The organism is Halomonas sp. BDJS001 (genome assembly GCF_026104355.1).
In the GTDB taxonomy this organism is placed as follows: domain Bacteria; phylum Pseudomonadota; class Gammaproteobacteria; order Pseudomonadales; family Halomonadaceae; genus Vreelandella.
Genome location: NZ_CP110535.1, coordinates 105875 through 132816, shown reverse-complemented (window position 1 = coordinate 132816; position 26942 = coordinate 105875). Strand labels below are relative to the sequence as shown.

Genomic DNA, 26942 nt, shown 5'->3' with positions numbered 1-26942 from the left:
GCGCCCATGAGTCTCAAGGCGACCCACCCACCCGATACGCCACTCTATCCAATACGCGAGGTTTCTCGCTTAACAGGGGTGAATTCGGTCACGCTACGCGCCTGGGAGCGACGCTACGGACTCATTCGACCCCAGCGCACGCCGAAAGGCCATCGCCTTTACGCCCAGGACGACATCACCCGTATCGAACGCATTCTGCAGTGGCTCAATCGTGGTGTGCCGGTCAGTCAAGTCGCCGACTTGCTTGACCAGCCAGAAACAATTGAGACACCGACACCTGATGCCGGTGACTGGGCCAGCCAGCGCCTGCAGTTGCAAGCGATCACCGAAGCATTGGATCTTGCCAAGCTGGAGGCGTTTTACCATCAGAGTTTGGCGCTCTATCCGTTAAGCGTGGCCATTAATGAACTCTGGCAACCGGTGATCTTAACGTTAGAGGCCAAGTGGGCCGTTCAAGCGGATCAGTTAGTTCGCCGCACCTTGGAAGCGTTTCTGCGCAGCCAGGTGGGCATCCGCTTGCACTATGCCAATCAGGCCACCCGTGGCCCGCTGATTCTGCTCAACGCCATGCCCGACGACCCCGGCCCACTGTGGGTGCTAATGTCGGCGCTAATGGCCAGCGAACAGGGCTACCGGGTGCAGATGCTTGACCACTCACTGCCGCTGGAGGATCTCCCCCAGGCAGTGGCGCGGCTGCATTCATCCATGGTGCTGCTCTCTAGCGGCCAACGGGAGAGCGATAGCTACATAAACCATGCGCTGCCTAAAGCGGCTGAAGCGCTGAACGTACCTATCGGCGTATGCGGCGAAGTGGCCCGTCTGCGTGAAAACGATTTGCGCGATGGGCCGGTTCACATGCTGGGCGATGACCTGCCCCAGGCGATTGCCCGCTTGCGCCCTCTACTGCGCGAGTCTGGCGTACTCTAACCAGCGCGCTTTTATCCTGGCCGTTCGCCCTCCGGTGATCGGCCATTTTTTTGTGCCGCAGGAGCCCCTAGGGGAGGAAGCCTATGAAACGTCAGTTGGTTTGGCTGCGCAGCGATCTGCGCATTGACGACAACAGCGCCCTCGCTGCTGCCGCCGCAAAAGGGCCTGTGATAGCGGTATTTTTACGCAGCATTCCCCAGTGGCAGGATCACGGGCATGGCGCCAATAAGCTGGATTTTTGGGCGCGGGGTGTTGCCGCCGTCCAAACAGCCCTCAACGGTTTGAATATCCCGCTGCTGCATCGTGATATTGAACGCTATGACCAGGCGCCCGAGGCACTGCTTGAGATCGCTCGCCAATATGATGTTGAGCAGTTGCACTTCAATCACGAATACGCCCTCAATGAGCGCCGCCGCGACCAGGCTGTGCAGGACGCCTTTAAACAGGCTGGCATTGCCGCCCATGGCTACCACGATGCAGTAGCGTTTGCCCCCGGCAGCCTGCTAACCGGCAAAGGCGACTACTACGGGGTATTTACGCCGTTCTCCAAAGCGTGGCACAAACAGGTCAGCGCCGACCAGCTGGCGCTACGCGAGACGCCCAGCGTACAGGCTTCATTGGATATTAAAAGCGACCCACTGCCTGCACTGCCCAAATTTGAAAACACCCCCGTCGATGGGCGGCTCTGGCCAGCCGGTGAAAATGCCGCGGCGGATAACTTAGCGCGCTTCCTCCGCTTTCGTGGCCGTCACTATAACGCCCAGCGCGACCTACCCAAGGTGCGCGGTACCAGTGAACTCTCGCCCTACCTGGCGCTAGGTATGATCTCCTATCGCCAATGTCTGCAAGCGGTGATGAGCGAAAATGGCGGTCACCTGGCCGACGGCGATATCGGCCTTACCACCTGGGTCAACGAACTGGTGTGGCGGGAGTTTTATCAGCACGTAGCGGTGGGCTTTCCCCAGGTGTGCCGCTACCAACCCTTTCAGGAGCACACCAAGCAGTTAGCCTGGCGCGACGATGAGGAAGGCTTTCAAGCCTGGTGCGAGGGGCGAACGGGCTACCCTATCGTGGATGCTGCCATGCGCCAGTTAGTGACGACCGGCTGGATGCACAATCGGCTGCGCATGATCACGGCAATGTTTTTAAGTAAGCACCTGCTGATTGACTGGCGGCGCGGAGAAGCCTTTTTTATGCGCCACTTGGTTGACGGTGAATTCTGCGCCAACAACGGCGGCTGGCAGTGGGCAGCCTCAACGGGCACCGATGCCGCCCCTTACTTCCGCATTTTTAATCCCACCACCCAATCCACCCGCTTTGATGCTGAAGGTGAGTTTATTGCCCACTGGCTGTCTGAACTGGCCCACCTGCCCGCAAAAGCACGCCATGCACCGCCCCAGGATCTGCTTAGCGACGTTGATTATCCGGCACCGATTGTAGATCACAGAGCGGCTCGCCAGCGCGCCTTGGAAGCATTTAAGTCGCTGTCTAAATAAATCTATTGTTAACCACTGCTTAAGGAGACCGTGATGGCTGAGCCTGCGGCGTTAGAGGCGTTCTGCGCCTTTTTTAATAAACTAGACAATACCTGTACAGAAAAGCTGTACGAGGTATATACTGGTGATGTTACTTTTAGCGATCCGCTGCATAAGATTGAAGGCCGCGAAGCGTTAGCACGCTACTTTTCAACCCTGTATGAAAATGTTGAGAAGTGCCAATTCCGTTATCACACTCAGCAGTTGCAGGGGCAGCAAGCGTTCGTTACTTGGACCATGACGTTTATTCACCCGCGTTTGGCAGGTGGTAAACCGGTAGAGGTTGAGGGCTGTAGTGCGTTGACCTTTGCTGAAGACGGGCGGGTTCAGCGCCATCGCGATTACTTCGATGCGGGCGCCATGCTCTACGAACAGTTACCACTGATGGGCAGCGTCATTCGCTGGTTAAAAAAACGCTTGGCTTAGGATGAGGAGAGGTTTGATGAGCACCTGGAAAACGCCCCAACGTATCTGGTTAACCGGTGCCACCTCGGGTATTGGCGAGGCCCTGGCCCGTAAGCTCATCGCCCAGGGCCATCAGGTGGTGCTTAGCGCACGCAACGTTGAAGCACTCGAAGCGCTGTGTCAGGGCCACTCTAATGCCTACCCTCTGCCGCTGGACATCAGCGACCGCCAAGCAGTGCTCCAAGCGGGTAACGCCATCCGCGAGCAGCTCGGCGCGTTAAATTTGGCGCTCTTTAACGCTGGCACCTGCGAGTACCTGAACGCTCAGCGGTTCGACATGGAGTTAGTCGAGCGTGTGTTTCGGCCCAATCTATTCGGCACTCTGTACGGCGTTGAAGCCGCACTGCCGCTGTTGCGCGAAGCGCGCAAAGAGGGCCTCCCGGCTAGGTTAGCCGCCACCTCCAGCGCTTCGGCTTATTTACCGCTACCCCGCGCGGAAGCCTATGGGGCGTCTAAAGCCGCGGTCAGTTACTTTTTGGAGTCACTGCGCTTAGACCTTGATCAGGAAGGGATAGATGTCAGCCTGCTTCATCCCGGCTTTGTTAAGACACCGCTCACCGAGCGCAACGATTTTCCCATGCCAATGCAGGTGACGGCAGAGCAAGCAGCCGATGCCATTATCGCAGGGCTGGTGAAGGGCCGGCTGGATATCCACTTTCCGCGCCGGTTTACCTATCTGGTCAAATTGTTGGGCATATTGCCCCCCGCTATGCGCCGTCAGATAGGCCTGCGCATGACCCGCCACCAGCAGGAGTCATCATGAGCGCCCCGGTATCATTAAACGTTGGGCCATCACAGCGTATTGCCATTATCGGTAGCGGCATCAGCGGCATGGCCGCCGGCTGGTACCTCTCCGCCCAGCATGAAGTCACCCTGTTTGAGGCGGATTCACGCTTGGGTGGCCACACTGCCACCATGGACGTGAACGTTGCGGGGCGCTCCTACGCTATCGATACCGGCTTTATTGTCTTTAACGACTGGACCTATCCGCACTTTCAGCGCTTGATGGCCACTCTAGGCGTCGCTTCACAAGCCACCGAAATGAGCTTCTCGGTACACGAGACAGCTCGGGACTTTGAGTACAACGGACATACCTTGGGCTCGCTGTTTGCTCAGCGACGCAATTTATTTAATCCCTCTTTTTACCGCCTGCTGGGCGACATTCTGCGCTTTAACAAGCAGGCCACCAAAGCCCTTGAAAGCCAACAACTGCCCGACAATATGACGCTGGGAGAGTACCTGGATCGCCACCACTACAATCGCGATTTTCAACAGCGCTACTTACTGCCCATGGGAGCTGCCATTTGGTCGGCCAGCATTAGCGATTTACGCGCCTTCCCGCTGGCTTTTTTTGTGCGTTTTTTCCGTAATCACGGCCTTCTATCGGTCAACCACCGCCCTCAGTGGTACACCCTGGTGGGTGGTTCGAAAAGTTATATCCCCCGTCTGACCACGCCCTATGCATCGCGTATTCACCTCAATTCGCCGGTCACCCGGATCATCCGCGACAGCACGGGCGTTGTGATCACCACGCCCTCCGGTACCCAGCGCTTTGACCAGGTGGTGCTCGCCTGTCACGCCGACCAGGCACTCGCCATGCTGGGCGACGCCAGCAGCGCCGAGCAGGAGATTCTTGGCGCCATGCCGTACCAGAATAACGAGGTGGTGCTACACACCGATACCGCCCTGTTGCCGCGCCGCCAGCGCGCCTGGGCGAGTTGGAACTACCGCCTGGATCAGCGCGATAGCGAAGCACGGGTCTCCGTCACTTACGACATGAACATTCTCCAGCGCATAGAGAGCGACACGACGTTTTGCGTAACCCTGAACGACAGCGCCAGCATTGATCCAAACAAGGTGCTTGGCCGCTATACCTACGCGCACCCCCAATTCACTTTGGCAGGTCAGGAGGCCCAGGGGCGGCACGCAGAAATATCCTCTACGGCTTATCGCACCCACTTTTGCGGTGCCTATTGGCGTAACGGTTTCCATGAAGATGGCGTATGGAGCGCACTGCGTGTGGCGCAGGCATTGGGCTGTGATGAGTCGGCCCCGCCGCCCAGCCAGCCATTGGCGTTGCCTGCCCATGAACTGCTAACGCCCCAGGGCGTTGAGGGGCTGGGGTGATGGCTAGCATGATGAGTGAGATAAGCGCTGGAATTTCAACTCAGCCGCGCTCGCGTATTTATCGTGGCACCCTACGCCACCGGCGTTTTACGCCCAAATCCCACACCTTTAGTTACCAGCTGTGGATGGCGTGGCTGGATCTGGATGAGTTACCCGAACTGTTTGATAAGGTGCCCGGCTTTAGCGCCCGCCGCCCTGCACTGGCGCGTTTTCGTCGCGAGGACTATCTGGGCCCGATTGACCGCCCGCTGAAGACCGCCGTGCGGGAAGAGCTTATTCGACAACTGGGCAGTGCACCTAATGGCCGCATCTGCGTGCTTACCCAGCTACGCACACTGGGCTGCGTGTTTAACCCTATTTCTGTCTACTACGCCTACGATCATCTTGGGCGTCTAACAGCAGTATTGAGTGAGGTCACCAATATGCCCTGGCGCGAGCGCACCCGCTACGCCAGCGCGGTGGATCCCCTACGCCATAGCCACCAGGCACATTTTGCTAAAGACCTCCACGTATCGCCGTTTAATCCCATGGAGATGACCTACCGCTGGAAGTTCAATGCCCCCGGCGAAAAGCTCTTTCTGCATATGGAGAACTGGCAGCACCAGCAGTGCCATTTTGATGCCACGTTAACCCTGGATGCCTCTCCTGCCACCCGTGGTGCCTGGCTAAAGACCTTGGCCCGCCAGCCATGGATGAGTCTGAAAACCATCGCGGGCATTCATCTTGAAGCGCTTCGCTTGTGGCTTAAGCGCGTTCCCGTTTATAACCACCCCAAGCGCAAGGAGACTTCAAAGTGACGACCCTGCGTTCCACACCACCTAACCTTCAACCGGTTACCGAAGGCCGCTTAACCAAGTGGTTAAAGCCACGCCTGATGGCCCAGCTGGACGCCTTTCGCGGCGGACGTATCACCCTAATTGAGGGCAATCAGTGTTATCACTTAGGTCAGCAAGGCCCGCTGCAAGTGACCGTGGTGATACGCCACTCCCGGGCCTGGAAGCGTCTCGCCTTTGGCGGCACCGTGGGGGCTGCCGAATCGTACATGGATGGCGATTGGGATGCTGACGACCTGGTCGCCCTGGTGCGCCTGTTCGCCGCCAATCTGGAGCAGGTGAATACTAAAATGGAGAACGGCAGTGCCCGCTTTGCCCGCTGGTTACTGGGTGCCGCCTACCGCTTTCAGCGCAACAGTCTAAGCGGCTCAAAACGCAATATTGCCGCCCACTACGATATCGGCAACGATCTGTTTTCGACGTTTTTAGATCGCCACCACTGGATGTATTCAAGCGCCGTGTTTCCCTACCCGGAAGCCAGTCTGGAAGAGGCCTCTACCTATAAGCTCGATTTGATGCTGGAAAAGCTCGATGTGCAGCCCGAGCATCACCTGCTAGAGATTGGTACCGGTTGGGGAGGACTGGCGATTCATGCTGCCAAAACCCGCGGCTGCCGCGTTACCACCACCACGATTTCCGATGAGCAGCACGCTCATACCGCTCAGCGTATTAAAGAAGAGGGGTTAGAAGATAGAATCACCCTGCTTAAGCAGGATTATCGTCAATTGACCGGCCAGTATGACCGACTCATTTCAGTTGAGATGATTGAGGCGGTGGGGCATCAATATCTCGACACCTACCTCAATAAACTGGATAGCCTGCTGACCGAGGATGGGCAGGTCATGCTGCAAGCCATCACTATCCGCGATCAGCGCTTCGAAGAAGCGAAACGCGATATGGATTTTATCAAGCGCTACATTTTTCCTGGCGGTTTTCTGCCCTCGCACCACGCCATGTTAACCAGCGTTATGCGTAAAACGTCGCTAAACATCGTCGCGCTGGATGAAATTGGCCCGCATTACGCGCGCACGCTGCGCGAGTGGCGTCACCGCTTTGAAGCCAGCCTGGAGCAGGTACGAACGCTGGGCTACGACGAGCGCTTTATCCGCATGTGGCGCTACTACCTGTGCTACTGCGAGGGCGGCTTTATCGAGCGCTCCATTGGCACCTGCCACCTACTGCTGGCCAAGCCCGCGGCAAAACCTACTCCGCTCACAGGCGCACTCTAAATGGCATCACCCAAGTGGCAGGCACTGGTGTTAAATGCACTACGTTTCGAAGCCGGGTGGCTATTGTGTGTCTTGGGCGGTTCGTGGGTTGCTGCGGTGGCTGGCAGCAGCCTGCTAGCTTGGCACCTGTGGCGTTGCGCACGGCCCGGCGAGTGGCGTTTTATCGCTGGATTTGCGCTACTCGGACTGGTCATTGACGGTGGCCTGCAGCTGCTGGGAGGCTTCGATTTTAACGATCAAACCCTGGTATTGGGCCTACTACCGCTCTGGCTGTGGATGCTTTGGCCGCTGTTTGCCACCCTGGTCTATCACTCGCTTGCCTGGCTATGGCGCTACCCGCTGCTCGCCGCGCTGTGCGGCGCCATTAGCGGGCCTCTCTCTTATTACGCTGGTGCGCTGCTGGCAGAGGTGAGTCTTGCTGTCTGGCTACTCCCTGTCCAGGCACTCGTTTGGGGCATGCTCTGTGTGGGAGTTAGCCGTTTTTACCGCGCCTGATTTTCTGCTAAGAAGCGGAGGGAACAATGGCTGGCGCGGGCACCAGACGTTTTTCCAACTCAGCAGCGGCAAGCGGTCGGGCAAAGTAGAACCCCTGCACGGACGTGCAGCCGGCCTTGACCAAGAACTGACACTGCTCTTTGGTTTCAACACCTTCAGCAATTACCCCTAGCCCCATGCCTTCTGCCATCGCCAATACCGCCTTAACGATAGAGGCGTCCGCCTGATCGTGGGGCAACTCTTTAATGAACGCCCGGTCGAGTTTTATTTTGTCCACCGGTAAGCGCTTCAAGTAGCCAAGGGATGAATAGCCGGTACCAAAATCGTCGATGGCAATCGCAAAGCCTTGGTCACGCAGCGCCTGCAGCCGTGGCCCCATATCGCCCGCACGCTCGTCAAGTAACACCGACTCCGTCAGCTCTAAACCAATTTGCGAAGGCTTCAACTGGTAGCGCTTTAGGCAAGTGGTCAGTTGGCTCTCCAGATCGCCTTGAAACAGCTGTAGCGCCGAAATATTGACCCAAATCGTCAGCTTGGGCATAGCGCTATTACGCCAGTGCGCCTGCTGGGCACACGCTTTTTCGATCACCCAGGCGCCCAGTTGGCTCATTAGCCCGTGCCGCTCGGCTAACGGAATAAAGTCGCCTGGGGAAATCATTCCATTCTGTGGATGGCGCCAACGCAGCAGCGCCTCCATGCCGACCAGTTCGCCGCTGCCAGGCTCATGCTGGGTTTGATAGTGCAGTTCCAACTGGTCACCGGAAATAAGCGCGGCGCGTAGGTCACTGAGTAGCGCCAATTGAGGGTTATCCTGCTTATCCAGCGCCGGTCGAAAGCGCTGGCTTAAGTTACGCCCCAGCCGTTTGGCGCTGTAAAGCGCCGACTCCAAGCGCTGGAACAGCACGCCTGAGTCGTTTCCATCTTCGGGCACGCGGCAACTGCCAATCGTCAGCCCTAAGCGCAGCGAGTGGTCGTTGATTTCAAATGGTCGGCTCATATGCTCACGCAGGGTTGCCACCCACTGGTCATGATCGTCAAAGGTGGTAGTACGGATGACCATAAACTCATCGCCACCCAGGCGCCCTACCACGCTCCCGGCCACATAACTGTTTAGCCGCTGGGCAAAGCGAGCTAACAGACGGTCGCCCTGCTCAACGCCCAGACTATCGTTCACCGACTTTAAGCCATCGATATCCACCAGCGCCATATCCAGACTCTCACCAGCGCGCAAATGGCGCAGCCTCGAGGCAAGCAGGTCATGCAAGCGCCGACGATTGGGCAATCCAGTAAGAGGGTCTTCATAGCCGAGACGACGCAGATCGCGCTCACGGGCTTTTTGTGCCGAAATATCGGTAAACAGATTAATAAAATGGGTAATGTTGCCACGTTTATCGGTCACAGCACGGACTTTCAGCCACTCGGGGTACTCATCGCCATGTTTGCGGCGGCTCCACATTTCCCCTTCCCAGCGGCCGGTACTTTTCAGCGTGTTCCAAAACGATTGATAAAAGACTTTGTCGTGGCGCGGGGCTGCCAGCGTCTCCAGCTTCAGCCCCTGAACTTCCTGGCGGGTGTAGCCGGTAATTTCGGTAAATGCTGGGTTTACCACCATAACGCGATTTTGCGCATCGGTGATCACCATGGCATCACTGGCGAGCCTCAATGTATCTTGCGACAGGCGCAAACGCAGCCGCTGTTGACGCATTTGTTTCCAGGCGTCCCAAAGCCCTAGCGCAACTAGCGTGGCAGCCACCATGCGTAGCATCGCATCAGGTATCCAGACACCCGCTGGAAGCGCCGTCAGTGCGACCCAAACTAACGGACGATTGAGAGAAACAGGAAGCCACATGGCGATTCGCTATACCCTATACAAATTAACCTAGATAAAAATTAGCGTTAGGTGCCATGCTGATCATGCCGCCTAATCAGAAACTTGGATACTCTATATTACGGCACTGGGAAATTTATTGTGCATAATCGGCTGTGGATAGAGCCAATCCGCTCACTATAGTGCTATCGGCCAATCCGCTAAAATCTCCAGCAATAGGCGATAAATAGCCAGTTACGTGCATTCAGCGGTTTCGGGAAGTAGACTAGCCTCACAACCAATTTGATATTCGGAACGATTCAGTGACCAAGCAACACTCCTTTGATCGCGAAGAACTGCTGGCCTGCTCCCGCGGCGAGCTATTCGGCCCCGGCAATGCACAGCTTCCGGCGCCTAACATGCTGATGCTTGATCGCATCAAGCACATCCATGAAGAGGGTGGTGAGCACGGCAAGGGCGAACTGATCGCCGAGCTGGATATCACGCCTGACTTGTGGTTCTTTGATTGTCACTTCCCTGGCGACCCCGTCATGCCTGGCTGTTTAGGGTTAGACGCTATGTGGCAACTCGTCGGGTTCTATTTAGGCTGGTTAGGCCACCCTGGCCGCGGGCGAGCACTGGGCTGCGGCGAGGTGAAATTCAGTGGACAGATTCTGCCGGATGCACAAAAAGTGACCTATAGCATTAATATTAAGCGTATTATTACCCGACGTCTTATCTTGGGTATCGCCGACGGCACAGTATCCGTTGACGGACGCGACATTTATCAGGCTAATGATCTGCGCGTTGGCCTATTTACCTCCACTGCGAATTTCTAATCAGGAGGCTCCCATGCGACGAGTGGTAGTCACCGGCCTTGGCATCGTATCGTGCCTCGGCAACGACCAACGACAGGTTCTCGATGCGCTCAAAGCGGGGCGTAGCGGTATTCGTTTTAAGGAAGAGTATGCCGAGCGTGGCTTTCGTAGCCATGTGGCGGGCAGCGTCGATATCGATCTTGACGCACTCATTGACCGCAAACTGCTCCGCTTTATGGGCGACGCGGCGGCCTATGCTTACGTTTCTATGGCCCAAGCCATCGAAGACTCAGGGCTAAGCGAAGAGCAGGTCTCCAACGAGCGTACGGGGCTTATTGCGGGCTCTGGCGGTGCTTCAAGCGCTAACCAGGTTGAAGCCGCCGACGTACTGCGTGAAAAAGGCCTACGTCGCGTTGGCCCGTACCGCGTTACTCGCACCATGGGCAGCACCGTTTCAGCGTGCTTGGCGACGCCGTTTAAGATCAAAGGCATCAACTACTCTATCTCCTCTGCCTGTGCGACCTCTGCACACTGTATTGGCAGTGCGATGGAGCAAATTCAGCTTAACAAGCAGGATGTGGTGTTTGCCGGTGGCGGTGAAGAGGAGCACTGGACGCTCTCTTGCCTGTTTGATGCCATGGGCGCGCTCTCTACCCACTATAACGACACCCCTGAGAAGGCCTCGCGTCCTTACGACCAAGCCCGTGACGGCTTTGTTATCGCTGGCGGTGGCGGCATGCTGGTATTGGAAGAGCTGGAGCATGCCAAGGCCCGCGGCGCCAAGATCTACGGCGAACTGGTGGGTTACGGCGCCACCTCTGACGGCCATGACATGGTCGCTCCTTCGGGCGAAGGGGCTATGCGCTGCATGCGCCAGGCAATGGCAACGGTCGATGGTGATATTGACTACATCAATACCCACGGCACCTCGACGCCCGTAGGCGATGTTGCCGAGCTCAAAGCAATACGCGAAGTGTTTGGCAATACAACACCCGCCATGAGCTCGACCAAATCCCTCACCGGCCACTCCCTGGGGGCTACCGGTGTGCAGGAAGCGATCTACTCGCTGCTGATGATGCAGCACAACTTTGTTGCCGCTTCAGCGAATATCAACGATTTGGATGAGCAGGCTGACGGCTTCGATATTGTCACCGAGCGTCGTGATGACGTGACGATAGAGCGCGCGTTGTCCAATAGCTTCGGCTTCGGCGGTACCAATGCGTGTCTCGTGTTCCAGCGCTTTAACGATTAAAGCCGTTGCAGTGACAAGCATGTGAAAAAGCAGCATGAAAATGGCGCCCTTGGGCGCCATTTTCGTATTGCAAGAAGTCACATCACGCGGCTAGCGAGAGGTAGGCCTAGGCACGTCTGAAATTTCTTGTAGCTGGGCTTCAATCCACGCCTCAACATCTGCAAGTACTTCATCGGGCATACGCCCCTCTGTCTCAATCGGCTTACCAATGCGCACACGCAGAACGCCTGGTTGCTTAACCCAGTGGCGTCCTGGCCAGCGTTCACCAGCATTATGCGCCACCGGCAAGACCGGCACCCCTGCCCGACACGCCACGACGCTGCCACTTTTGTTATAGCGTTTGCGGATGCCTGGATCTACCCGTGTCCCTTCAGGAAAAATCAGTACCGATAGCCCCGAACCCAAACGCTCGACACCCTGAGTAAGTACTTGCTTCATCGCCCGCGCAGGTTTTGAGCGATCCAGACTAATCGGGCGCAGCAAGCGCAACCCCCAGCCAAAGATCGGTAAGCGCAGCAATTCCCGTTTCAGGACAGTACACACCGGTGGCTTCATTACCTGCAGAAATACGGTTTCCCACTCACACTGGTGGTTAGCTTGGATTACACAGGGACCGCTAGGCAGGTTTTCCCGCCCTTGGATGTCGTAACGCACCCCGCAGGCGATACGAAACCACACCATTAAAAAGTAGTTATACAAATTGAGTAATCGGTAGCGACCAGACAGCGGCAGAAACGGGGCAATGGGTAGAAACAGGACGCCGATCATTAGCATGGCCAAAAAGTAGCCAGCGTAAAAAATCAAGCTGCGAACCACATTTATCAAGCCGACGCTCCTGTATCGCTGAGACGATTACTCTCACGGGTTAAACACCACGCATCTAACATACGCCCAGCCTCTAATCGCCACGGTTTCTGATGAACGCCAAACACATCCAACACACGGCGACAGTTTAAGACACGCCGCAGCTTAGCATCATGGTGGTGTTTAAGCGGCTGCACCTCGCCGAGAGTAATCTGCTCGCCGCGCCCCTCCAGGTGTGTTAACAGTTGGGTACGCACCATGGAGGTAAAGGTAAAGGCACTGACCGGTTCGGTGCCAGCAAGATGATAAGCCCCCCAGGCATTGGCCCCGCTGACCTGCTGCTGCAGCATGCCAATTAACGCCATGGCGACGGCATCGGCAGAGGTCGGGCAAAATATCACATCCTCTGCGGCGCGTACCGCCTTACCGACCACCAAGTTACCAATAATGTCATTAAGCCACGCATGACTGCCTTCCAAAGCAAACAGCGGGCCCAAGCGCACAATTAAATGGCGCTGAAACTCCGCGCGGATGCGATCACCGGTCTGAACCAAACGCCGCAAGCTATCATCCCGCGGCGCAGGTACCACATGCTCATCAATAGGTACTTCCAAACCGTCTTCGTAAAGCTGGTCAGAGACACACCATATCAACGCCACATCTTGTGATTGGCAGGCATCCAAGCAGCTATCTACCGCATCGGCATGGGCCGTCACATCCGCTGGCGCCATGTTTAGTGGATGGGCCAACGGTGGAATAATCACGGCGTCAGGCGCTATCGCCTCAAGGCGCGACGCGGTGATGGTCGTCCCTTGCTCTATGACTAACTCTGTATCAGCGCGACGGCTTGCTTCCCGGGCCAATGCCAAGCTTAAGCAGTGTCCGGCATCCAGTATTAGCAGCTTCAAGACCCCTCTCCCTTATCACGCACACTTCCACGCTGCGCGACGACTAGTACGCTCAGAACGGAATCTCATCGTCGAAGTCGTCAAAATTACCCGGATCCGGGCGCCGTAACTGCTGTTTTGCTGGTTGGGCGGTGGCGGTTGATTGCCCTGCTGCGGCGCTGGCTGAGCGGGACGAGGCGGTTGCGGACTCTGCCCGCCGGGGTAATGATTACCGCCTTGGGGTGCGCCACCCTGCGGGGGATAGCCGCCTTGATGATGAGCGGCAGGACTATTTTGAGCCGGTGCATTTTGGGGGGCGTTCTGAGGAGCGTTCTGAGAATAGTTATTCTGCGGAGCGCCGCCGCCCTGGAAGTCACCGCTGCGACCGTCGAGCATCTGCATATCGTTGGCGACGATTTCCGTCGAGTAGCGATCCTGACCGTTCTGGTCTTGCCACTTACGGGTTTGCAGACGCCCTTCAATATAGACCTTGGAGCCTTTTTTCAGGTACTGCTGGGCGATTTCGGCGGTTTTATTGAACATCACCACCCGGTGCCACTCGGTACGCTCTTGGCGCTGACCGCTCTGACGATCCATCCAGGTATCGGTGGTGGCCAGGTTCAGGTTGGCCACGGCGGTGCCGCTGGGGGTGAAACGCACCTCTGGATCCTGTCCGAGGTTACCAATCAAAATGACCTTGTTAATGCCGCGAGCCATAAGGCACTCCTTTAATAGCTGTCATATAGCGTTTATTGCCAGCCGCCGTTGCACATTCATCGGGGACGACTGGATTAAGATTTAGGCGGTGCCATAAGCTTGTTCAACGCCGCCTGATCGAGCTGCTGGCGGTTCACCTTTAAATAGACCAAACGCTCTTCTGGCACCACCATGACGTCTTCGACGCCGACCACATCGGCTAAATGTTCCATCAACAGGTCGAGCGCATCTGCCTGAGTCTCGTGCAGCACCACCACTTCGCTGGAGAGCGGAGGCGGAGAGGGCATCCGCCACATGGCAACCCACCAGCATAGCGCAAGCCCGGCACAGCCAATAAAGACTGCGTTAAGGCCACCGTAATGCGCCAGTAAACCACCTAGCGTACCGCCTAAAAAAGCGCCTAAAAACTGGCTGGTGGAGTAGACCCCCATGGCGGTACCTTTGGCCCCTGCCGGGGCCAACTTGCTGAGCATGGAAGGTAGCGTCGCTTCTAGCAAGTTAAAGCCGGTGAAGAACACAAACAGCCATACAAACAGCCAATAGCTTGGCGAGAGTGGCAGCCCTAGCCCGGCCAGACTAATCACAATAGCGCCGATCGCCATCAGGCACATCAAGCGCATCTGCTGCCGCTTCTCGGCAACAATGATCAGCGGCACCATGGCTACAAACGATAGCGCCATAATGCCAAGATATGCCAACCCATGATACTCAATCGCCACACCGGCGTTTAGCAGACGAAAAGGAACCGCGACGAATATCGCCATCAGCACTAAGTGCAGGGCAAAAATCGACAGATCCAGCCGCCATAAATCGGGGCGGGTGATCACGCTTTTAAACTGCTGGCGATCCATGCCCACATCGCGGTGGCGTCGCCGCCGAGGTGCAGCAGGCACCCAACGCCATAGCACCAGCAGCCCCACCAGGGTCAGCAGTGCGGTAAACCAGAAGATTCCCGCAAGCCCTGCCCAAGCGGCAAGCCAGGGGCCTAGCACCATGGCAATGGCAAACGATACGCCAATGGAGAGCCCTATCGTGGCCATGGCGGCCGTACGAATCTCCTCGCGGGTTTGATCTGCCAGCAGGGCCATAATCGCCGCGGCCACAGCCCCCCCACCCTGCAGTGCTCGCCCGGCAATAACGCCAATAATGGTATCGGATAGCGCGGCAACCACGCTGCCAAGTGCAAATATCACCAACCCCATGGCAATTACCCGCTTACGACCAATACGGTCAGAGAGTAAGCCAAACGGGATTTGCAGCGTTGCCTGGGTTAAGCCATAAATGCCCAGCGCCACGCCCACCAGTAGCGGGGTCGAACCCTCAAGAGTCTCGGCATACAGCGCCAACACTGGCAGCACCATAAACAAACCCAGCATGCGCGATGCGTAAAGCCCGGCCAGACCACTGATCGCACGACGTTCAGAGGCCAGCAATAGTGCGGAAACCTTGCGCATAATTCCCTTTTCTATGGTGGTTAAGCATGGGGTGAGTCAGTTTGGACTTAGACAGCCCCCTATTCTAGCGGTTTGGGCTGGCGCTGGAAACGTCGCGAGTTGCCGCAGGTTATCTTGGGTTATGAAAGCTGTTTTGCCGGGAGGGTGCAGACAAACGTATAATCACGCTTTTGCCGCGCGATTCGAGGTGTTGATGGACAGCATTCTGGTCAGGGGTGCCCGCACCCACAACCTCAAGCAGATCGATGTGGAACTGCCCCGTAACAAGCTGATTGTGATTACCGGCCTCTCCGGCTCGGGCAAATCGTCGTTAGCGTTCGACACCCTTTATGCCGAGGGGCAACGCCGCTATGTGGAATCGCTCTCCACCTACGCGCGCCAGTTTCTGTCGATGATGGAAAAGCCCGATGTGGATCACATCGAAGGGCTATCACCTGCGATCTCTATTGAGCAGAAGTCCACCTCCCACAACCCACGCTCAACCGTGGGCACCATCACCGAAATTTACGACTACCTGCGCCTGCTGTTTGCCCGTGCCGGGACACCCCGCTGCCCAGAGCATGGCGAAGACTTGGAAGCACAGACCATCTCGCAGATGGTCGATCAGGTCATGAACCTTGCCGAAGGCACCAAGCTTATGCTGCTGGCGCCGGTGGTCAAAGGTCGCAAAGGCGAACATTTACAGCTACTGGCCGAGCTGCGTGCCCAGGGCTTCGTGCGCGCCCTGGTCGACGGCCAGGTGCTCGAGCTGGACGACATCGCCCCGCTGGATAAGCGAAAAAAGCACGATATCAGCGTGGTGGTCGACCGTTTCAAGGTGCGTGATGATCTCGCCCAACGTCTGGCGGAGTCCTTTGAAACCGCGCTGAACCTCGCCGACGGCACCGCCATGATCCACTTTATGGACGGTGAACGCGACGATATTGCTTTCTCGTCACGCTTTGCCTGCCCGGTATGCGGCTACTCGCTGGCTGAACTCGAACCGCGCATGTTTTCGTTCAACAACCCGGCGGGCGCCTGTCCCACCTGCGATGGCCTGGGTGTACAGCAATACTTCGACCCCGATAAGCTCATCAGCCATCCTGAGCTATCGCTTGCCGAAGGCGTCATCAAAGGCTGGGATCGGCGCAATATTTACTACTTCACCCAGCTCCAGGCGCTTGCCAAGCACTACGGCTTTGAGCTGGAAACGCCCTGGCAAGAGCTCGCCCACCACCAGCAGGAGGTTATCCTCAACGGTAGCGGCAATGAGCAGATTCCGTTTGTCTATGTGGGCGACCGGGGCCGTAAAGTCACCCGCGAGCACGCTTTCGAAGGCGTTTTGCCCAATATGCAGCGCCGCTATCGTGAAACTGAATCCAACATGGTGCGCGATGACCTGGTCAAATACATCGCCGTGCAGCCCTGCGCGACCTGTAACGGCTCGCGACTGCGTAAAGAGTCGCGCCATGTCTACGTGGACGATCACAATATCGCCGAAATAGTGCGCTTCCCGATTGGTGAAGCGTGGCGCTACTTTGCCGATCTAAGCCTGCCGGGCCGCAAAGGTGAGATCGCCGATAAAATCGTCCACGAGATTCATGCCCGGCTGGAGTTTCTGGTCAATGTGGGGCTGGACTACCTCAATCTGGAGCGCAGTGCCGATACCCTTTCTGGCGGTGAAGCCCAGCGTATTCGTTTAGCCAGCCAGATTGGCGCTGGCCTGGTCGGGGTCATGTATATTCTCGATGAGCCGTCGATTGGCTTGCACCAGCGCGACAATGACCGACTGCTGAAAACCCTTGAGCGGCTGCGGGATTTGGGCAATACCGTGATTGTGGTCGAGCACGATGAGGACGCCATTCGCGCCGCTGATCACGTCCTGGATATCGGCCCAGGTGCCGGCGTCCACGGCGGTGAAATTGTCGCCCAGGGCACCCCGCAAGACGTGATGGACAATCCCAGCTCGCTGACCGGGCAATATTTATCCGGTACCCGGGAAATCGCCGTACCGCCCTACCGCATTCCCGGCAACCCGGAAAAGCAGTTGATCCTGCGCGGCGCCACCGGCAACAACCTGCAGAACGTCACGCTGAGCCTGCCCCTGGGGCTGTTCATCGCCATTACCGGGGTTTCGGGCTCGGGTAAATCGACGCTGATCAACGGCACTTTAATGCCGATTGCTGCCCGCGAATTAAACCGTGCCACCACGCTGACCGCCGCTCCTTATGAAAAGATCGAAGGGCTCGCCCAGCTCGATAAAGTGATCGATATTGATCAGAGTCCGATTGGCCGCACGCCGCGCTCCAACCCGGCCACCTACACGGGTATATTCACCCCCATTCGCGAGCTGTTTGCGGGCACCCAGGAAGCGCGCTCCCGGGGCTATAAGCCTGGCCGTTTTAGCTTTAACGTTAAGGGTGGGCGCTGTGAGGCGTGCCAGGGCGAAGGTATGATCAAGGTAGAGATGCACTTTCTACCGGATATCTATGTGCCCTGCGACGTGTGTAAAGGCAAGCGCTATAATCGTGAAACCCTGGATATCCACTACAAGGGGAAAACCATTCACGAAGTGCTGGCCATGACCGTGGAAGATGCGCTGGAATTTTTTAGCCCGGTACCGGCCATTGCCCGTCGCCTGCAAACCCTGCTGGATGTGGGACTCTCCTATATCCGCCTGGGACAGAGCGCAACGACCCTTTCCGGCGGCGAAGCGCAGCGGGTTAAACTCGCCCGTGAACTGGCCAAGCGTGATACCGGTAAGACGCTATATATCCTGGATGAGCCGACCACCGGGTTACACTTTGAAGATATTCGCCAGCTGCTGACGGTACTCCATCGCCTGCGTGATCATGGCAACACCATTGTGGTCATTGAACACAATCTGGATGTGATCAAAACCGCCGACTGGATCGTCGATCTTGGCCCCGAAGGGGGGTCAGGTGGTGGGCAGATCATCGCCGAGGGCACGCCGGAGCAGATCGCCAAACAGGACGTCTCGCATACTGGCCGCTTCTTGGCACCACTGCTGGCGCGAGGTAATCGAGCGACGAAGCGCGAACCTGCCCACCCTCAGACTAATTAGCAGGGCTATTTAGTAATTTTGGGCAACGTAGTAGGTGGCCACACGGTTTATAGTGGCGAGCAGATAATCGTTAGCAGTATTATCCAATCTTCTGCTGGAGGAATATGTCGTGGGCCAGGAAAACAGCTGTATTATTAAGCACTTTAGTCACTACTGTTCGCTAAGCGAAGATGAGAAAAAACTGCTCATAACACTAGAGGAGAGCCCAACCGATATTAAGTCGGGCACCATTCTGTGGGAAATGGGTGCGCCAGCTAATGAATTCTGTACGCTGAAAAGTGGCTGGGCCTACTCCTACCGTCATCTGGAAAACGGCGATCGTCAGATTCTGGAGGTGTTCCTGCCCGGAGATATTATCGGCCTGCGCGAGTTTGCCTTTTCGCAGCGGCTTGAGAACGTGCGAATGATTGATGACGGCGTAATTTGCCACTTCCCGCACAAACGTATGCTGGAAATATTCCGCCAATCGCTCCCGCTCACCTCGGTTATGTTTGCGATTGGCAGCCGCCAACAGGCGTTAATGACCGAACGGCTGGTTACCTTGGCCAGGCGCAGCGCCCGGCAAAAAATGGCGCATTTCCTTTATGAGATGTATTTAAGGCTGCGCCAAACCAACCCGGATATTAGCAACCAGTTCCGCTTGCCGCTCTCCCAGGAGCAGTTGGCCGATGTGCTGGGGCTTAGCCCGGTTCACGTTAGCCGCACCTTTACCGCACTCAGCGAGGATGGGTTGGTGTTTCGTGATCGCCACCACTTAACGATTCCTGACTTATCAGCGCTAAGTGCCGAAGGGCAGTTTGACGACTGCTATCTCACCGATAACGTTCGCCCCCTATTAGGTGACAGTGAGCAAAAAGCCGCGTGCTGATAAGGCACGCGGCGTCGTTGTAACTGTTGCAACCTTCAACCACACTTAGACCAGCCGCAGCCGGCGTAGCAGGTGGGGCAACCGTCCATCATGATGAGTTCGCCGCGGCACTCGGGGCAGTTACCCACGGTGGCTGGGCCACTGCCTTCAGACTTTTTTCCCGTCTGAGCCTTCTCGCCGATAGGCTCCGCCGCCTCTGTCTCAACGGGAGCATCGGTAGCCTCCTCCTCTTCTGGTTGCCAAGCATGACCATGGGTCATACGGTGAGCATAGCGCTCTACCAGCTGTTCAACCGGCACTTGATTGCCCTCCCGATCCAGAAAACCGCGGCGATAAAGAATCTGCTGAATCGACCAGGCGATTGCCGCGACTTCCGAGTCGTGGAACATTGGCTTGTTCCAACGGTTCATACCGCAGCGCACCAGACCTTTGTCCCAGGCTACTTTGCGCAGGTCTGCCACCGCCTGGGTGACGTAACCACCACGGGCCGCCAGTGATAGACTGCGCATGGTGGCAGTGATCCACTGGTGCTCACTGGAGAGCTGGCCCGATGGGAAGAAAAACTCCACCGGACGCTCAATCACCACGCGCTTACCGCCAATCACGCCCTCCACCGGCATAAACGACACCAGCAGATAAACTTTCTTGCGCCCTTCCGCCCCTACATACGAGATTTTTTCTGATACGGCTTCCAGAGTACCTTCTGGGCGGGAAGGAATCCGCACCGTCAGCGGGTTTTCGTCCTGAAGCTCAGGAACCGGTACGGCGGGCTCCTGCTGCTTAATCCGGTAACCGACAATTTTGGAGGTAATTTCAACAGCCATGGGGATATCTCTCCGTTTCGCATCCGTTTAGCAAAGGTGTGCGTTAATGAATAGGTGGCCCTTAACGCGGCATCACCATTTGCCGTAGGTGCCTTCTTTCAAACCATCGAACAGATTGGCCGCATTATGCTCTTCGCCGTCGTAAACCACCTTCTCATCCCCGGCCAGCTCCAGGGTTTCACCATTTTCTAGCTCAAATACGTAGGTGGTGTTCTTAAGATCATCTTCGCGCACCAGAACGCCCTGGAAGGCTTCCGGGTTAAAGCGGAAGGTCGTGCAGCCCTTCAAGCGGCTTTCATAGGCCTGCAAGTAGAGATCCTGGAACTGTTCGAAGGGGAACTCGGTGGGCACGTTAACCGTTTTCGAGATCGCCGAATCGACCCAGTGCTGGGCGGCAGCCTGAACGGCGACGTGCTGCTCGGGCGAAATGGCATCGGCGGTAACAAAGTAGTCCGGCAGATCGCTGTCCACTGCGTCAGAGGCGATAAAGTGACGGTAAGCGGCCAGCTCAAACGACACCACCTCGACCTGCTCTTTGGTCTTTTTACCCGACTGGATAATATTGCGGAAATAGCGGTGTGAGAACGAAGGCTCGATACCGTTGGAGGCGTTGTTACCCATGGAAAGGCTGATCGTACCGGTCGGCGCGATTGAGCTGTGATGGGTAAACCGCGCACCGTGCTCGGCCAGCTGGGCCACCAGCTCCGGCTCAAGCTCGGCCACTTGAGCCATGTACTGACTATAACGGGCGTGCAGGATACGTCCCGGCACCTGATCGCCTACTTCATAGCCATCTTTGGCCAGCTGAGGCCGCTCGCGCAACATTTTGGGAGTAATGGTGTGCTCCTGCTCAAGCACTGGCGCCATGCCTTTCTCTAACGACAGTTCCAGCGCCTGCTTCCAGCCCTCAATGGCTAAATGGCGACTCACCTCATCGGTGAATACCAGCGACTGCTTGGAACCGTAAGGGATTTTGAGCATGGTGAGCGTTGAACCCAAGCCTAAAAAGCCCATACCGTGGCGGCGCTTGGCTTCGATTTCACGTTGCTGCTGGGGCAACGGCAGGCCAGCAATCTCGACCACGTTGTCGAGCATACGGGTAAAGATCGCCACCACTTTGCAGTAGCGCTCCCAGTCGAAGCGCGGCTCATTGCCAAAGGGGTCAATCACGAACTTGGTCAGATTGACTGAGCCTAGCAGGCAGGCGCCTTCCGGCGGTAACGGCTGTTCGCCACAATTGTGCGCATGAAAGCCATTAGCATCGAATGTATTGATTCCAGGTATCTGGACATCGTAAACCTCTTCAACGCCTACTTCTTTATGCCCCACCACCCGAGCCACAAAGCGCTCGCGATTCAACTCACGTTGATAACTACCTAGCAATTTTTCCAACTTACTCTGCTTATCATGATCGCCAAAACCAATAAGGTCTGCAAAGCGCCGGAGGTTATCACCGCTTATCATTAATTCATGTTGAGGCAAGGTGTTATATGAACGATGACCCCCCTTACCATCAGGAAGATGTCGCTTCACTGCACTACGCCTGTCTTGATATAGAGTGGCGATAACGCCCAAGCGCTGCAGCATCCGCTGAACAGCTTCAAGGCGAGCAAGATCGGACTGAGCCAAGCGAACACTCACACCTTTTTCTTGAGTACCTTGAACCGATCCATCTGCATCAAAAAAGCCACGCAAAAAGCCCACATAACCTTCCGACGACGCCTGTTCCAGCTCAGGTGTAATCGCCTTATTGCCGGGCTGCATGCCCATTTCTATCGCCAGATTTCGTAGTGCCGCGGTTGAAAGACGGTATTCGTTACGGCCACTTACCTTCTGCCAACCTGCGAAATCCGCACGATGAGGAAGGCTTTTTGCAGCCTCTTCTGCTAGCGCCATTATGGAACTGACAGCCTTCCCGAAAAAGTTGTCGCTACCGTTAGCAACCGCTGCTTGCGGCCACACAGATAAAACCGCTTTGTCAGCTTTGAGCGTGCCATCACCGACGAGCAGCCCCAACAGATACCCTTGTGCTTCATTAAGCCTGCCCCCCCACTCGGGAGCATCGCGATGATCATTGAGTAGCACGCGATCACCAACCTGCAGATCGCCTGCGGCACACCACTCGGTTTCTGTGCGATATCTAGTAAAGGCTGACACACGACGCACCCGATGGTCACTGGTCAACTTGAGCGCATAACCTTCAGCCGTTTGCAGACGAATCACAGGTTTTTGAGCTGTTAAAAAGAAGCCATCAGAGCCACTTTGATAAGCTTGGCCATCAATGATTGCCGTAAAAGGCTGGCCAATAAGCTGCGAAACCTGACGCGGCCCCTCCGACGTATGAATCCAAGTATCCGCTGTCACACAGGGGTTGGTGGCACGAATATCTTCGCAGAACCAGTTATTGTTCATGCGGTTGACCTGGTCGATCAGGATAAAGCCCGGCTCGGCGTAGTCGTAGGTGGAGGACATAATGGTGTCCCACAACTCCCGCGCTTTAATCACTTCCACTATGCGACAGGCAACTCGGCCCTCAGCGTCTACCGTGTAGCCTTCTTCAACCACCGGCCAGTCTCGGTAGACCAGGTCTTCCGCTTTAACGTCCTCTTTCTCACCGGGGTGCAGCGGAAAAGCCAGCGGCCAGTCGGTATTGTTCTTGACCGCTTCCATAAACTCATCGGTGATCAGCAGGCTAAGGTTGAACTGGCGTAGGCGCCCCGACTCGCGCTTAGCCTGTATAAACTCGCGCACATCCGGGTGGCCCACATCAAAGGTGCCCATCTGGGCGCCACGGCGGCCACCGGCAGAGGCGACGGTGAAACACATCTTGTCGTAGATATCCATAAACGCCAGTGGGCCGTTAGTGCCCGCGCCAGCGCCGAAGACGAACGCGCCTTTGTGGCGCAGCGTCGAGAAGTCGTAGCCGATGCCTGCGCCGGATTTCAGCGTCATCCCCGCATCAACCACCGAGTCTAGAATATCGCGCATGGAGTCGCGGATGGTGCGGGAGACGGTGCAGTTAATCAGGCTCACCGCAGGCTTATAGGACTCAGCCCCCGCATTGGAAAGAATACGACCGGCAGGAATGGCACCATTTTCCAGCGCCCAACGAAATTTGGGCAACCACTCTTCCGCTTTATCGCCTTCAACCGCTGCCAGCGCACGCGCAACCCGTTCAAACGTAGCACCGACGTCCTGGTCGACGGGTTGGCTATGACGATCCTTAAGACGGTATTTGGCGTCCCAGATCTCCCGCGAGGGGGCCTGCATGGGAACATCGTTAGAGGTCTTCATAGCCTTGGCAGCGGTGCTCATATCGCGAAACTCCTTCACAGCGGGGTGACTATTGGGCTCAAATCAAAGCCACTATACGTGGCATCGGAGTGAAGTATAGACCCGACTTCCAACCACATACGGCACTTTTTTCAAAATTTCCTACCATATATAGAAAAATCAGCGCCTTACACTTTTGTCATCGAGTAACTCGCTATAGACTGTTTTTTTTCGACTATTCGCCCAAGGATTTTGGTTAGATGGCTCAGATCATAACGACGACTCGCGCTCTGCATTTCCACTCGCCTTGGTTAGTCGCGATGGTCATCGCCGTCCCCATGATGGTCGCAACATCCATGGCGAACGCGGCCACGTTTAATACCGACGATGTGGTCATCCACGACCATTGGCAGTCAATGACGCTTTCACTGGGGGGGGAGCGCCACTACCGCGCAGTGGAAACCCACAGCTACTCGGATGCGACGCTAAGCCTGAATGCCACCTCGGGCGTTTGCGATTTACCCTGGCTGGAGATGCGCGTCACCCTTGAACAGCAGCAGGGGGAAAGCCGCGCAGTCAACTTAGTACCCGCCAGGCTGCGCATTGATGAGCAGCCTGTGATTGATACCATGGCGGAGTTTATTACTGAGCGGGGGGATGACGGCTTTTATGCCCACTTTTACCTCAGCGATATGCAGCCCCTGCTAGCGGATATGCGCCAGGGTGAGCAACTGTTTCTTGGCTTTGACCAGGAAGAGCGTGACCCCTGGTATATGACGTTTAGTCTGCAGGGCGCCGACGCGGCGATTAACCGGATGCTCACCCAGTGTGAAGGTAGCGGGGCTCACTAAGGTGCGAGTTTTAAAGCGCCGTAGCAGGCTCTAGCACCACCTCAACGCGATTGCGCCCACCATGCTTAGCGCGATACATGGCATTGTCGGCCCGGGAAATAAGGGTTTTACAGCTGTCACCCGGCTGCCAAACGGCGACACCGATACTCACCGTAATCGTTTGATCAAGCCCCTCTATACGCAGCTCTGCTACCAGCGAGCGCAGCCGCTCGGCCAGGCCAATGGCGGCGCCAACCTCGGAATGGGTCGCCAGCACAATAAACTCTTCGCCTCCCCAGCGCCCCAGATGGTCGCAACCCCGCAGCGAGCTTTCCACTAAGCGCGCCAGAGCCACTAGCACCTCGTCCCCCACGCTATGGCCATGGGCATCGTTGATCTGCTTAAAGTTATCCACATCGAACAAGAGCAGGGCAAAGGCGGCGGCGTAACGCTTGGCAGCTACCAGCTCGGCATTGATCGCCTCTTCAATGCGGTAACGGTTCCACACCTGGGTGAGCGGATCAAAGTGGGCTAATTGCTCAAGGCGCTGGTTGGCCTCGGCAAGGGCTTTGCGCTCGTGTTCCAGGTGCATATTCAATGAGCTAATTTCATAGGCCGAAATCGCCAGCGTCAGGTCTTCCCCCAAGTCTACCGCCGCTAAGCGCTCTACCCGCAGCCACGCTTCACTTCTGCCGACTACCTCTTCAGACCAAGCAACGGAGCCAGTATCACGGCCGGTTTAGGGTTGGTTGTAGGCTGCATCGCCCAATACAGCGTTTCCACCTGCTCAGGGCGTAAAAAAAACAGCCAGGCGCGCTGGGTCGAACTCATTGGCAGCGGCACTGCTAGAGCCCCACACTGCTCGGGCATGGCTAGCGAAGCGGTTAACGTCTCTTTGCCGATTTCGCGCGTGCACCAAGGACCGCTATGTACATGAGTTCTTTCCAGGCGCAGCACAAACTGGCTTATCGCTTCTGGAGTCGGCGTCACACCCGCTTGATAAGCGCCACCATTCACCCACAGCACCACGCCATGGGCGCGAAACAGCTTCATCCAGATAGCCGCCTGCTCATGAAGTAACTGTTGGGGACTTTGCGGCTCGCTGCGCGCTCGCGCACTGAGCACCAGACTATCCTGAACCCGTTGTAGGTAGCGGGCTTCTTGACGCGCCCGTAGCAGCAGCATGCGTTGGGTGGCCATTTGTACGAGGGTGCGAACAGCATCACGCACGGGGGGCTCAACCGAATGCGGCGCAGGTGAGTGGCAAAACACTAGCCCCCATAAGCCGGTATCCCCCTGAATGGCTAAACTGAATGAGCCCCGCACGCCCAGACGGTTTAAATAGCGCTGCCGTTCTGGCGCAGGTGCGCGTAAAAAACTACCGTTAAGGCTCGCTCCCGGGACGGCGGGGATCAGCGTTTCAGTAGGAGCATTAACGTCTTCAATTAACCGTACAGGGGAGTGTTGGTAACTTTTGCGCAAGGCGACAGGGAAGTCGCTGGCAGGAAAGCGTTGACCTAACAGCGAGGGCAGCCGTTTTCCCAATGCTTCTGCGACCATCAAACCATGCCAATCGCTATCGAAATGGCACACGGTGACACGATCATGACCGGTGAGCTGTTGAACAGCGTTAACCAGGCAGTCGAGGAGTTCTTGCTGATGCGTCGCTTCAACCAAATGCCTCAGCCGCTCAGTCACCGTACCCAGCAGACGACGCTTACTACGGGGGTTGAGTGGCTCAATCTCGACAATGACCTGCTCACCCGCTCGATAAGCGTGGATTTGAAAACGTGCGTGTCGGTGCTTGGAACGAATAAACATTAAAGGGCCTGGAAGCCGCTGCTGCCCCTGCAATTCACGACGCACCCGCTGACTTAGCCGTTTCCCCAACACGCAGGCTAGCGTAAGCTGCCCATGTTCAGGGCGCTCAAAACCAATTAAGCGGGTTAAGTTAGTACTAGTAGTTTGGATGCAGCGACAATCGGCATCGACGACCAGCAGGGCTCCAAACGACTGCAATCGCGGGTGGTACATGGACACAAACGTGGCCTCGAAATCTATTCACCCTCGACCTGCTGCCTTAGCAACAGCTCTACGCGACGGTTGGCAGCGCGGCCCTCCGCCGTTGCGTTTGGTTCCATGGGTTGGGTGTCGGCATAACCGACGGCCCGCATACGAGAGATATTGAACCCTTGGCGCTCTAAATGCCTCACCACAGCAATAGCACGCGCTGATGAGAGCTCCCAATTAGAGGGGAAGCGGGCCGTTGAAATAGGCACGCTGTCGGTGTGGCCTTCCACCGAAATCTGACCGTCAAAACGGGTCAGCACATCGATAAGGCTTTCTATCACATCTTGCCCACGGGACGTCAGTACCGCTTGGCCGCTGGGAAATAAAAGGCTGGTATCAATGCGGAGCGTGAGCCCTTCGCGCCCTTGGGAAACGCTGACACCAGGGATATCGAGCCCGTCAAACTGGGGTTGAACCCCTGAATGGCGGGGCTGGATACCGGTGGCCAGAGACGCCAGAGGCAGTGATGATACAGCGCTGGCTGAACGCATGAAAGCAGTATCAGCCGCTTCACCGCCGCCCGGCGGCGTCAGGGAAAGCAGTAGCACAAAAAGCGTGATGAGCAGCGTCAGCACATCTAAATAGCTGGTTAGCCAACCCTCATCGCCATCGCCTGGCGATGGCGTCATTTCCAGTGCATGGCGTGTATCACGGTCAAGCATC

Annotated in this window: 22 protein-coding genes and 1 pseudogene; 13 read left to right on the top strand and 10 right to left on the bottom strand. The window is 56.6% G+C overall.

Annotated features, from left to right (window positions below):
• Positions 1-6 precede the first annotated feature (6 nt).
• The 8 genes from OM794_RS00620 (at position 7) to OM794_RS00585 (ending at position 7611) form a co-directional block, all read left to right on the top strand.
• The gene (locus tag OM794_RS00620) at positions 7-927 is read left to right on the top strand and encodes a MerR family transcriptional regulator (RefSeq protein WP_226250573.1); all 921 of its coding nucleotides are present in this window, start codon (positions 7-9) and stop codon (positions 925-927) included.
• Between the two features lie 83 nt (positions 928-1010).
• Positions 1011-2423, top strand: a complete 1413-nt coding sequence (gene phrB / locus OM794_RS00615) for a deoxyribodipyrimidine photo-lyase (RefSeq protein WP_226250572.1) — start codon at positions 1011-1013, stop codon at positions 2421-2423.
• A 33-nt stretch (positions 2424-2456) separates the two neighbouring features.
• The gene (locus OM794_RS00610; RefSeq protein WP_226250571.1) at positions 2457-2888 is read left to right on the top strand and encodes a nuclear transport factor 2 family protein; all 432 of its coding nucleotides are present in this window, start codon (positions 2457-2459) and stop codon (positions 2886-2888) included.
• A gap of 16 nt (positions 2889-2904) precedes the next feature.
• Positions 2905-3690 carry an SDR family NAD(P)-dependent oxidoreductase gene (locus OM794_RS00605; protein WP_226250570.1) on the top strand — a complete coding sequence of 262 codons (786 nt, stop codon included), beginning with the start codon at positions 2905-2907 and terminating at the stop codon, positions 3688-3690.
• Positions 3687-5054: an NAD(P)/FAD-dependent oxidoreductase gene (locus tag OM794_RS00600; RefSeq protein ID WP_226250569.1), complete on the top strand. Its 1368-nt coding sequence runs from the start codon at positions 3687-3689 to the stop codon at positions 5052-5054. Before OM794_RS00605 ends, OM794_RS00600 begins: the two co-directional genes overlap by 4 nt.
• Positions 5054-5851, top strand: coding sequence for a DUF1365 domain-containing protein (locus OM794_RS00595; protein WP_226250568.1), 798 nt, complete (start codon positions 5054-5056; stop codon positions 5849-5851). Before OM794_RS00600 ends, OM794_RS00595 begins: the two co-directional genes overlap by 1 nt.
• A complete protein-coding gene (locus OM794_RS00590) occupies positions 5848-7116 on the top strand; it encodes an SAM-dependent methyltransferase (RefSeq protein ID WP_226250567.1) in 1269 nt (422 codons plus the stop codon). The genes OM794_RS00595 and OM794_RS00590 overlap by 4 nt, the downstream gene beginning before the upstream one ends.
• Entirely contained in the window at positions 7117-7611 is a 495-nt protein-coding gene (locus OM794_RS00585; RefSeq protein ID WP_226250566.1) for a DUF2878 domain-containing protein, read from the top strand.
• Between the two features lie 7 nt (positions 7612-7618).
• Here the strand turns inward: OM794_RS00585 and OM794_RS00580 are convergent, their stop codons facing one another.
• Complete coding sequence (locus tag OM794_RS00580; protein ID WP_226250565.1) at positions 7619-9460, bottom strand: putative bifunctional diguanylate cyclase/phosphodiesterase; 1842 nt, start codon at positions 9458-9460, stop codon at positions 7619-7621.
• Positions 9461-9741: 281 nt separating this feature from the next.
• On the opposite strand from OM794_RS00580, the gene fabA reads away from it, so the two are divergent.
• Both fabA and fabB read left to right on the top strand, forming a co-directional pair.
• On the top strand, positions 9742-10257 hold the full coding sequence (fabA, locus tag OM794_RS00575) for a 3-hydroxyacyl-[acyl-carrier-protein] dehydratase FabA (RefSeq protein WP_226250564.1): 516 nt from the start codon (positions 9742-9744) through the stop codon (positions 10255-10257).
• A gap of 13 nt (positions 10258-10270) precedes the next feature.
• The gene (gene fabB / locus OM794_RS00570) at positions 10271-11488 is read left to right on the top strand and encodes a beta-ketoacyl-ACP synthase I (RefSeq protein WP_226250563.1); all 1218 of its coding nucleotides are present in this window, start codon (positions 10271-10273) and stop codon (positions 11486-11488) included.
• Positions 11489-11578: 90 nt separating this feature from the next.
• Here the strand turns inward: fabB and OM794_RS00565 are convergent, their stop codons facing one another.
• The 4 genes and pseudogenes from OM794_RS00565 to OM794_RS00550 form a co-directional block, all read right to left on the bottom strand.
• Complete coding sequence (locus tag OM794_RS00565; protein WP_226250562.1) at positions 11579-12313, bottom strand: lysophospholipid acyltransferase family protein; 735 nt, start codon at positions 12311-12313, stop codon at positions 11579-11581.
• Positions 12310-13200, bottom strand: a complete 891-nt coding sequence (locus tag OM794_RS00560) for a sugar nucleotide-binding protein (protein ID WP_226250561.1) — start codon at positions 13198-13200, stop codon at positions 12310-12312. Before OM794_RS00560 ends, OM794_RS00565 begins: the two co-directional genes overlap by 4 nt.
• A gap of 52 nt (positions 13201-13252) precedes the next feature.
• Positions 13253-13896 (bottom strand): annotated as a pseudogene (gene ssb / locus OM794_RS00555) (single-stranded DNA-binding protein).
• A 74-nt stretch (positions 13897-13970) separates the two neighbouring features.
• Positions 13971-15350, bottom strand: a complete 1380-nt coding sequence (locus tag OM794_RS00550) for an MFS transporter (protein WP_226250559.1) — start codon at positions 15348-15350, stop codon at positions 13971-13973.
• Positions 15351-15543: 193 nt separating this feature from the next.
• Here OM794_RS00550 and uvrA point away from each other — a divergent pair, with 193 nt between their 5' ends.
• Both uvrA and OM794_RS00540 read left to right on the top strand, forming a co-directional pair.
• The gene (gene uvrA / locus OM794_RS00545) at positions 15544-18414 is read left to right on the top strand and encodes an excinuclease ABC subunit UvrA (RefSeq protein WP_226250558.1); all 2871 of its coding nucleotides are present in this window, start codon (positions 15544-15546) and stop codon (positions 18412-18414) included.
• Positions 18415-18523: 109 nt separating this feature from the next.
• Complete coding sequence (locus OM794_RS00540) at positions 18524-19282, top strand: Crp/Fnr family transcriptional regulator (protein ID WP_226250557.1); 759 nt, start codon at positions 18524-18526, stop codon at positions 19280-19282.
• 35 nt (positions 19283-19317) lie between these two features.
• Here OM794_RS00540 and OM794_RS00535 read toward each other — a convergent pair whose 3' ends face one another.
• Positions 19318-20106 carry a ribonucleoside-diphosphate reductase gene (locus OM794_RS00535; protein WP_226250556.1) on the bottom strand — a complete coding sequence of 263 codons (789 nt, stop codon included), beginning with the start codon at positions 20104-20106 and terminating at the stop codon, positions 19318-19320.
• 72 nt (positions 20107-20178) lie between these two features.
• Positions 20179-23421: an LAGLIDADG family homing endonuclease gene (locus OM794_RS00530; RefSeq protein ID WP_226250555.1), complete on the bottom strand. Its 3243-nt coding sequence runs from the start codon at positions 23419-23421 to the stop codon at positions 20179-20181.
• A gap of 218 nt (positions 23422-23639) precedes the next feature.
• Here OM794_RS00530 and OM794_RS00525 point away from each other — a divergent pair, with 218 nt between their 5' ends.
• The gene (locus OM794_RS00525) at positions 23640-24230 is read left to right on the top strand and encodes a hypothetical protein (protein ID WP_413229702.1); all 591 of its coding nucleotides are present in this window, start codon (positions 23640-23642) and stop codon (positions 24228-24230) included.
• 10 nt (positions 24231-24240) lie between these two features.
• On the opposite strand, the gene OM794_RS00520 is transcribed toward OM794_RS00525, so the two are convergent.
• Genes OM794_RS00520 through OM794_RS00510 form a run of 3 tightly spaced genes read right to left on the bottom strand, consistent with a single transcriptional unit; the run spans position 24241 to position 26941 of the window.
• The gene (locus OM794_RS00520) at positions 24241-24855 is read right to left on the bottom strand and encodes a GGDEF domain-containing protein (protein WP_226250554.1); all 615 of its coding nucleotides are present in this window, start codon (positions 24853-24855) and stop codon (positions 24241-24243) included.
• Between the two features lie 50 nt (positions 24856-24905).
• Positions 24906-26243: a GAF domain-containing protein gene (locus OM794_RS00515; RefSeq protein WP_226250553.1), complete on the bottom strand. Its 1338-nt coding sequence runs from the start codon at positions 26241-26243 to the stop codon at positions 24906-24908.
• A 23-nt stretch (positions 26244-26266) separates the two neighbouring features.
• A complete protein-coding gene (locus tag OM794_RS00510) occupies positions 26267-26941 on the bottom strand; it encodes a flagellar motor protein MotB (protein ID WP_226250552.1) in 675 nt (224 codons plus the stop codon).
• Position 26942: the final 1 nt, after the last annotated feature.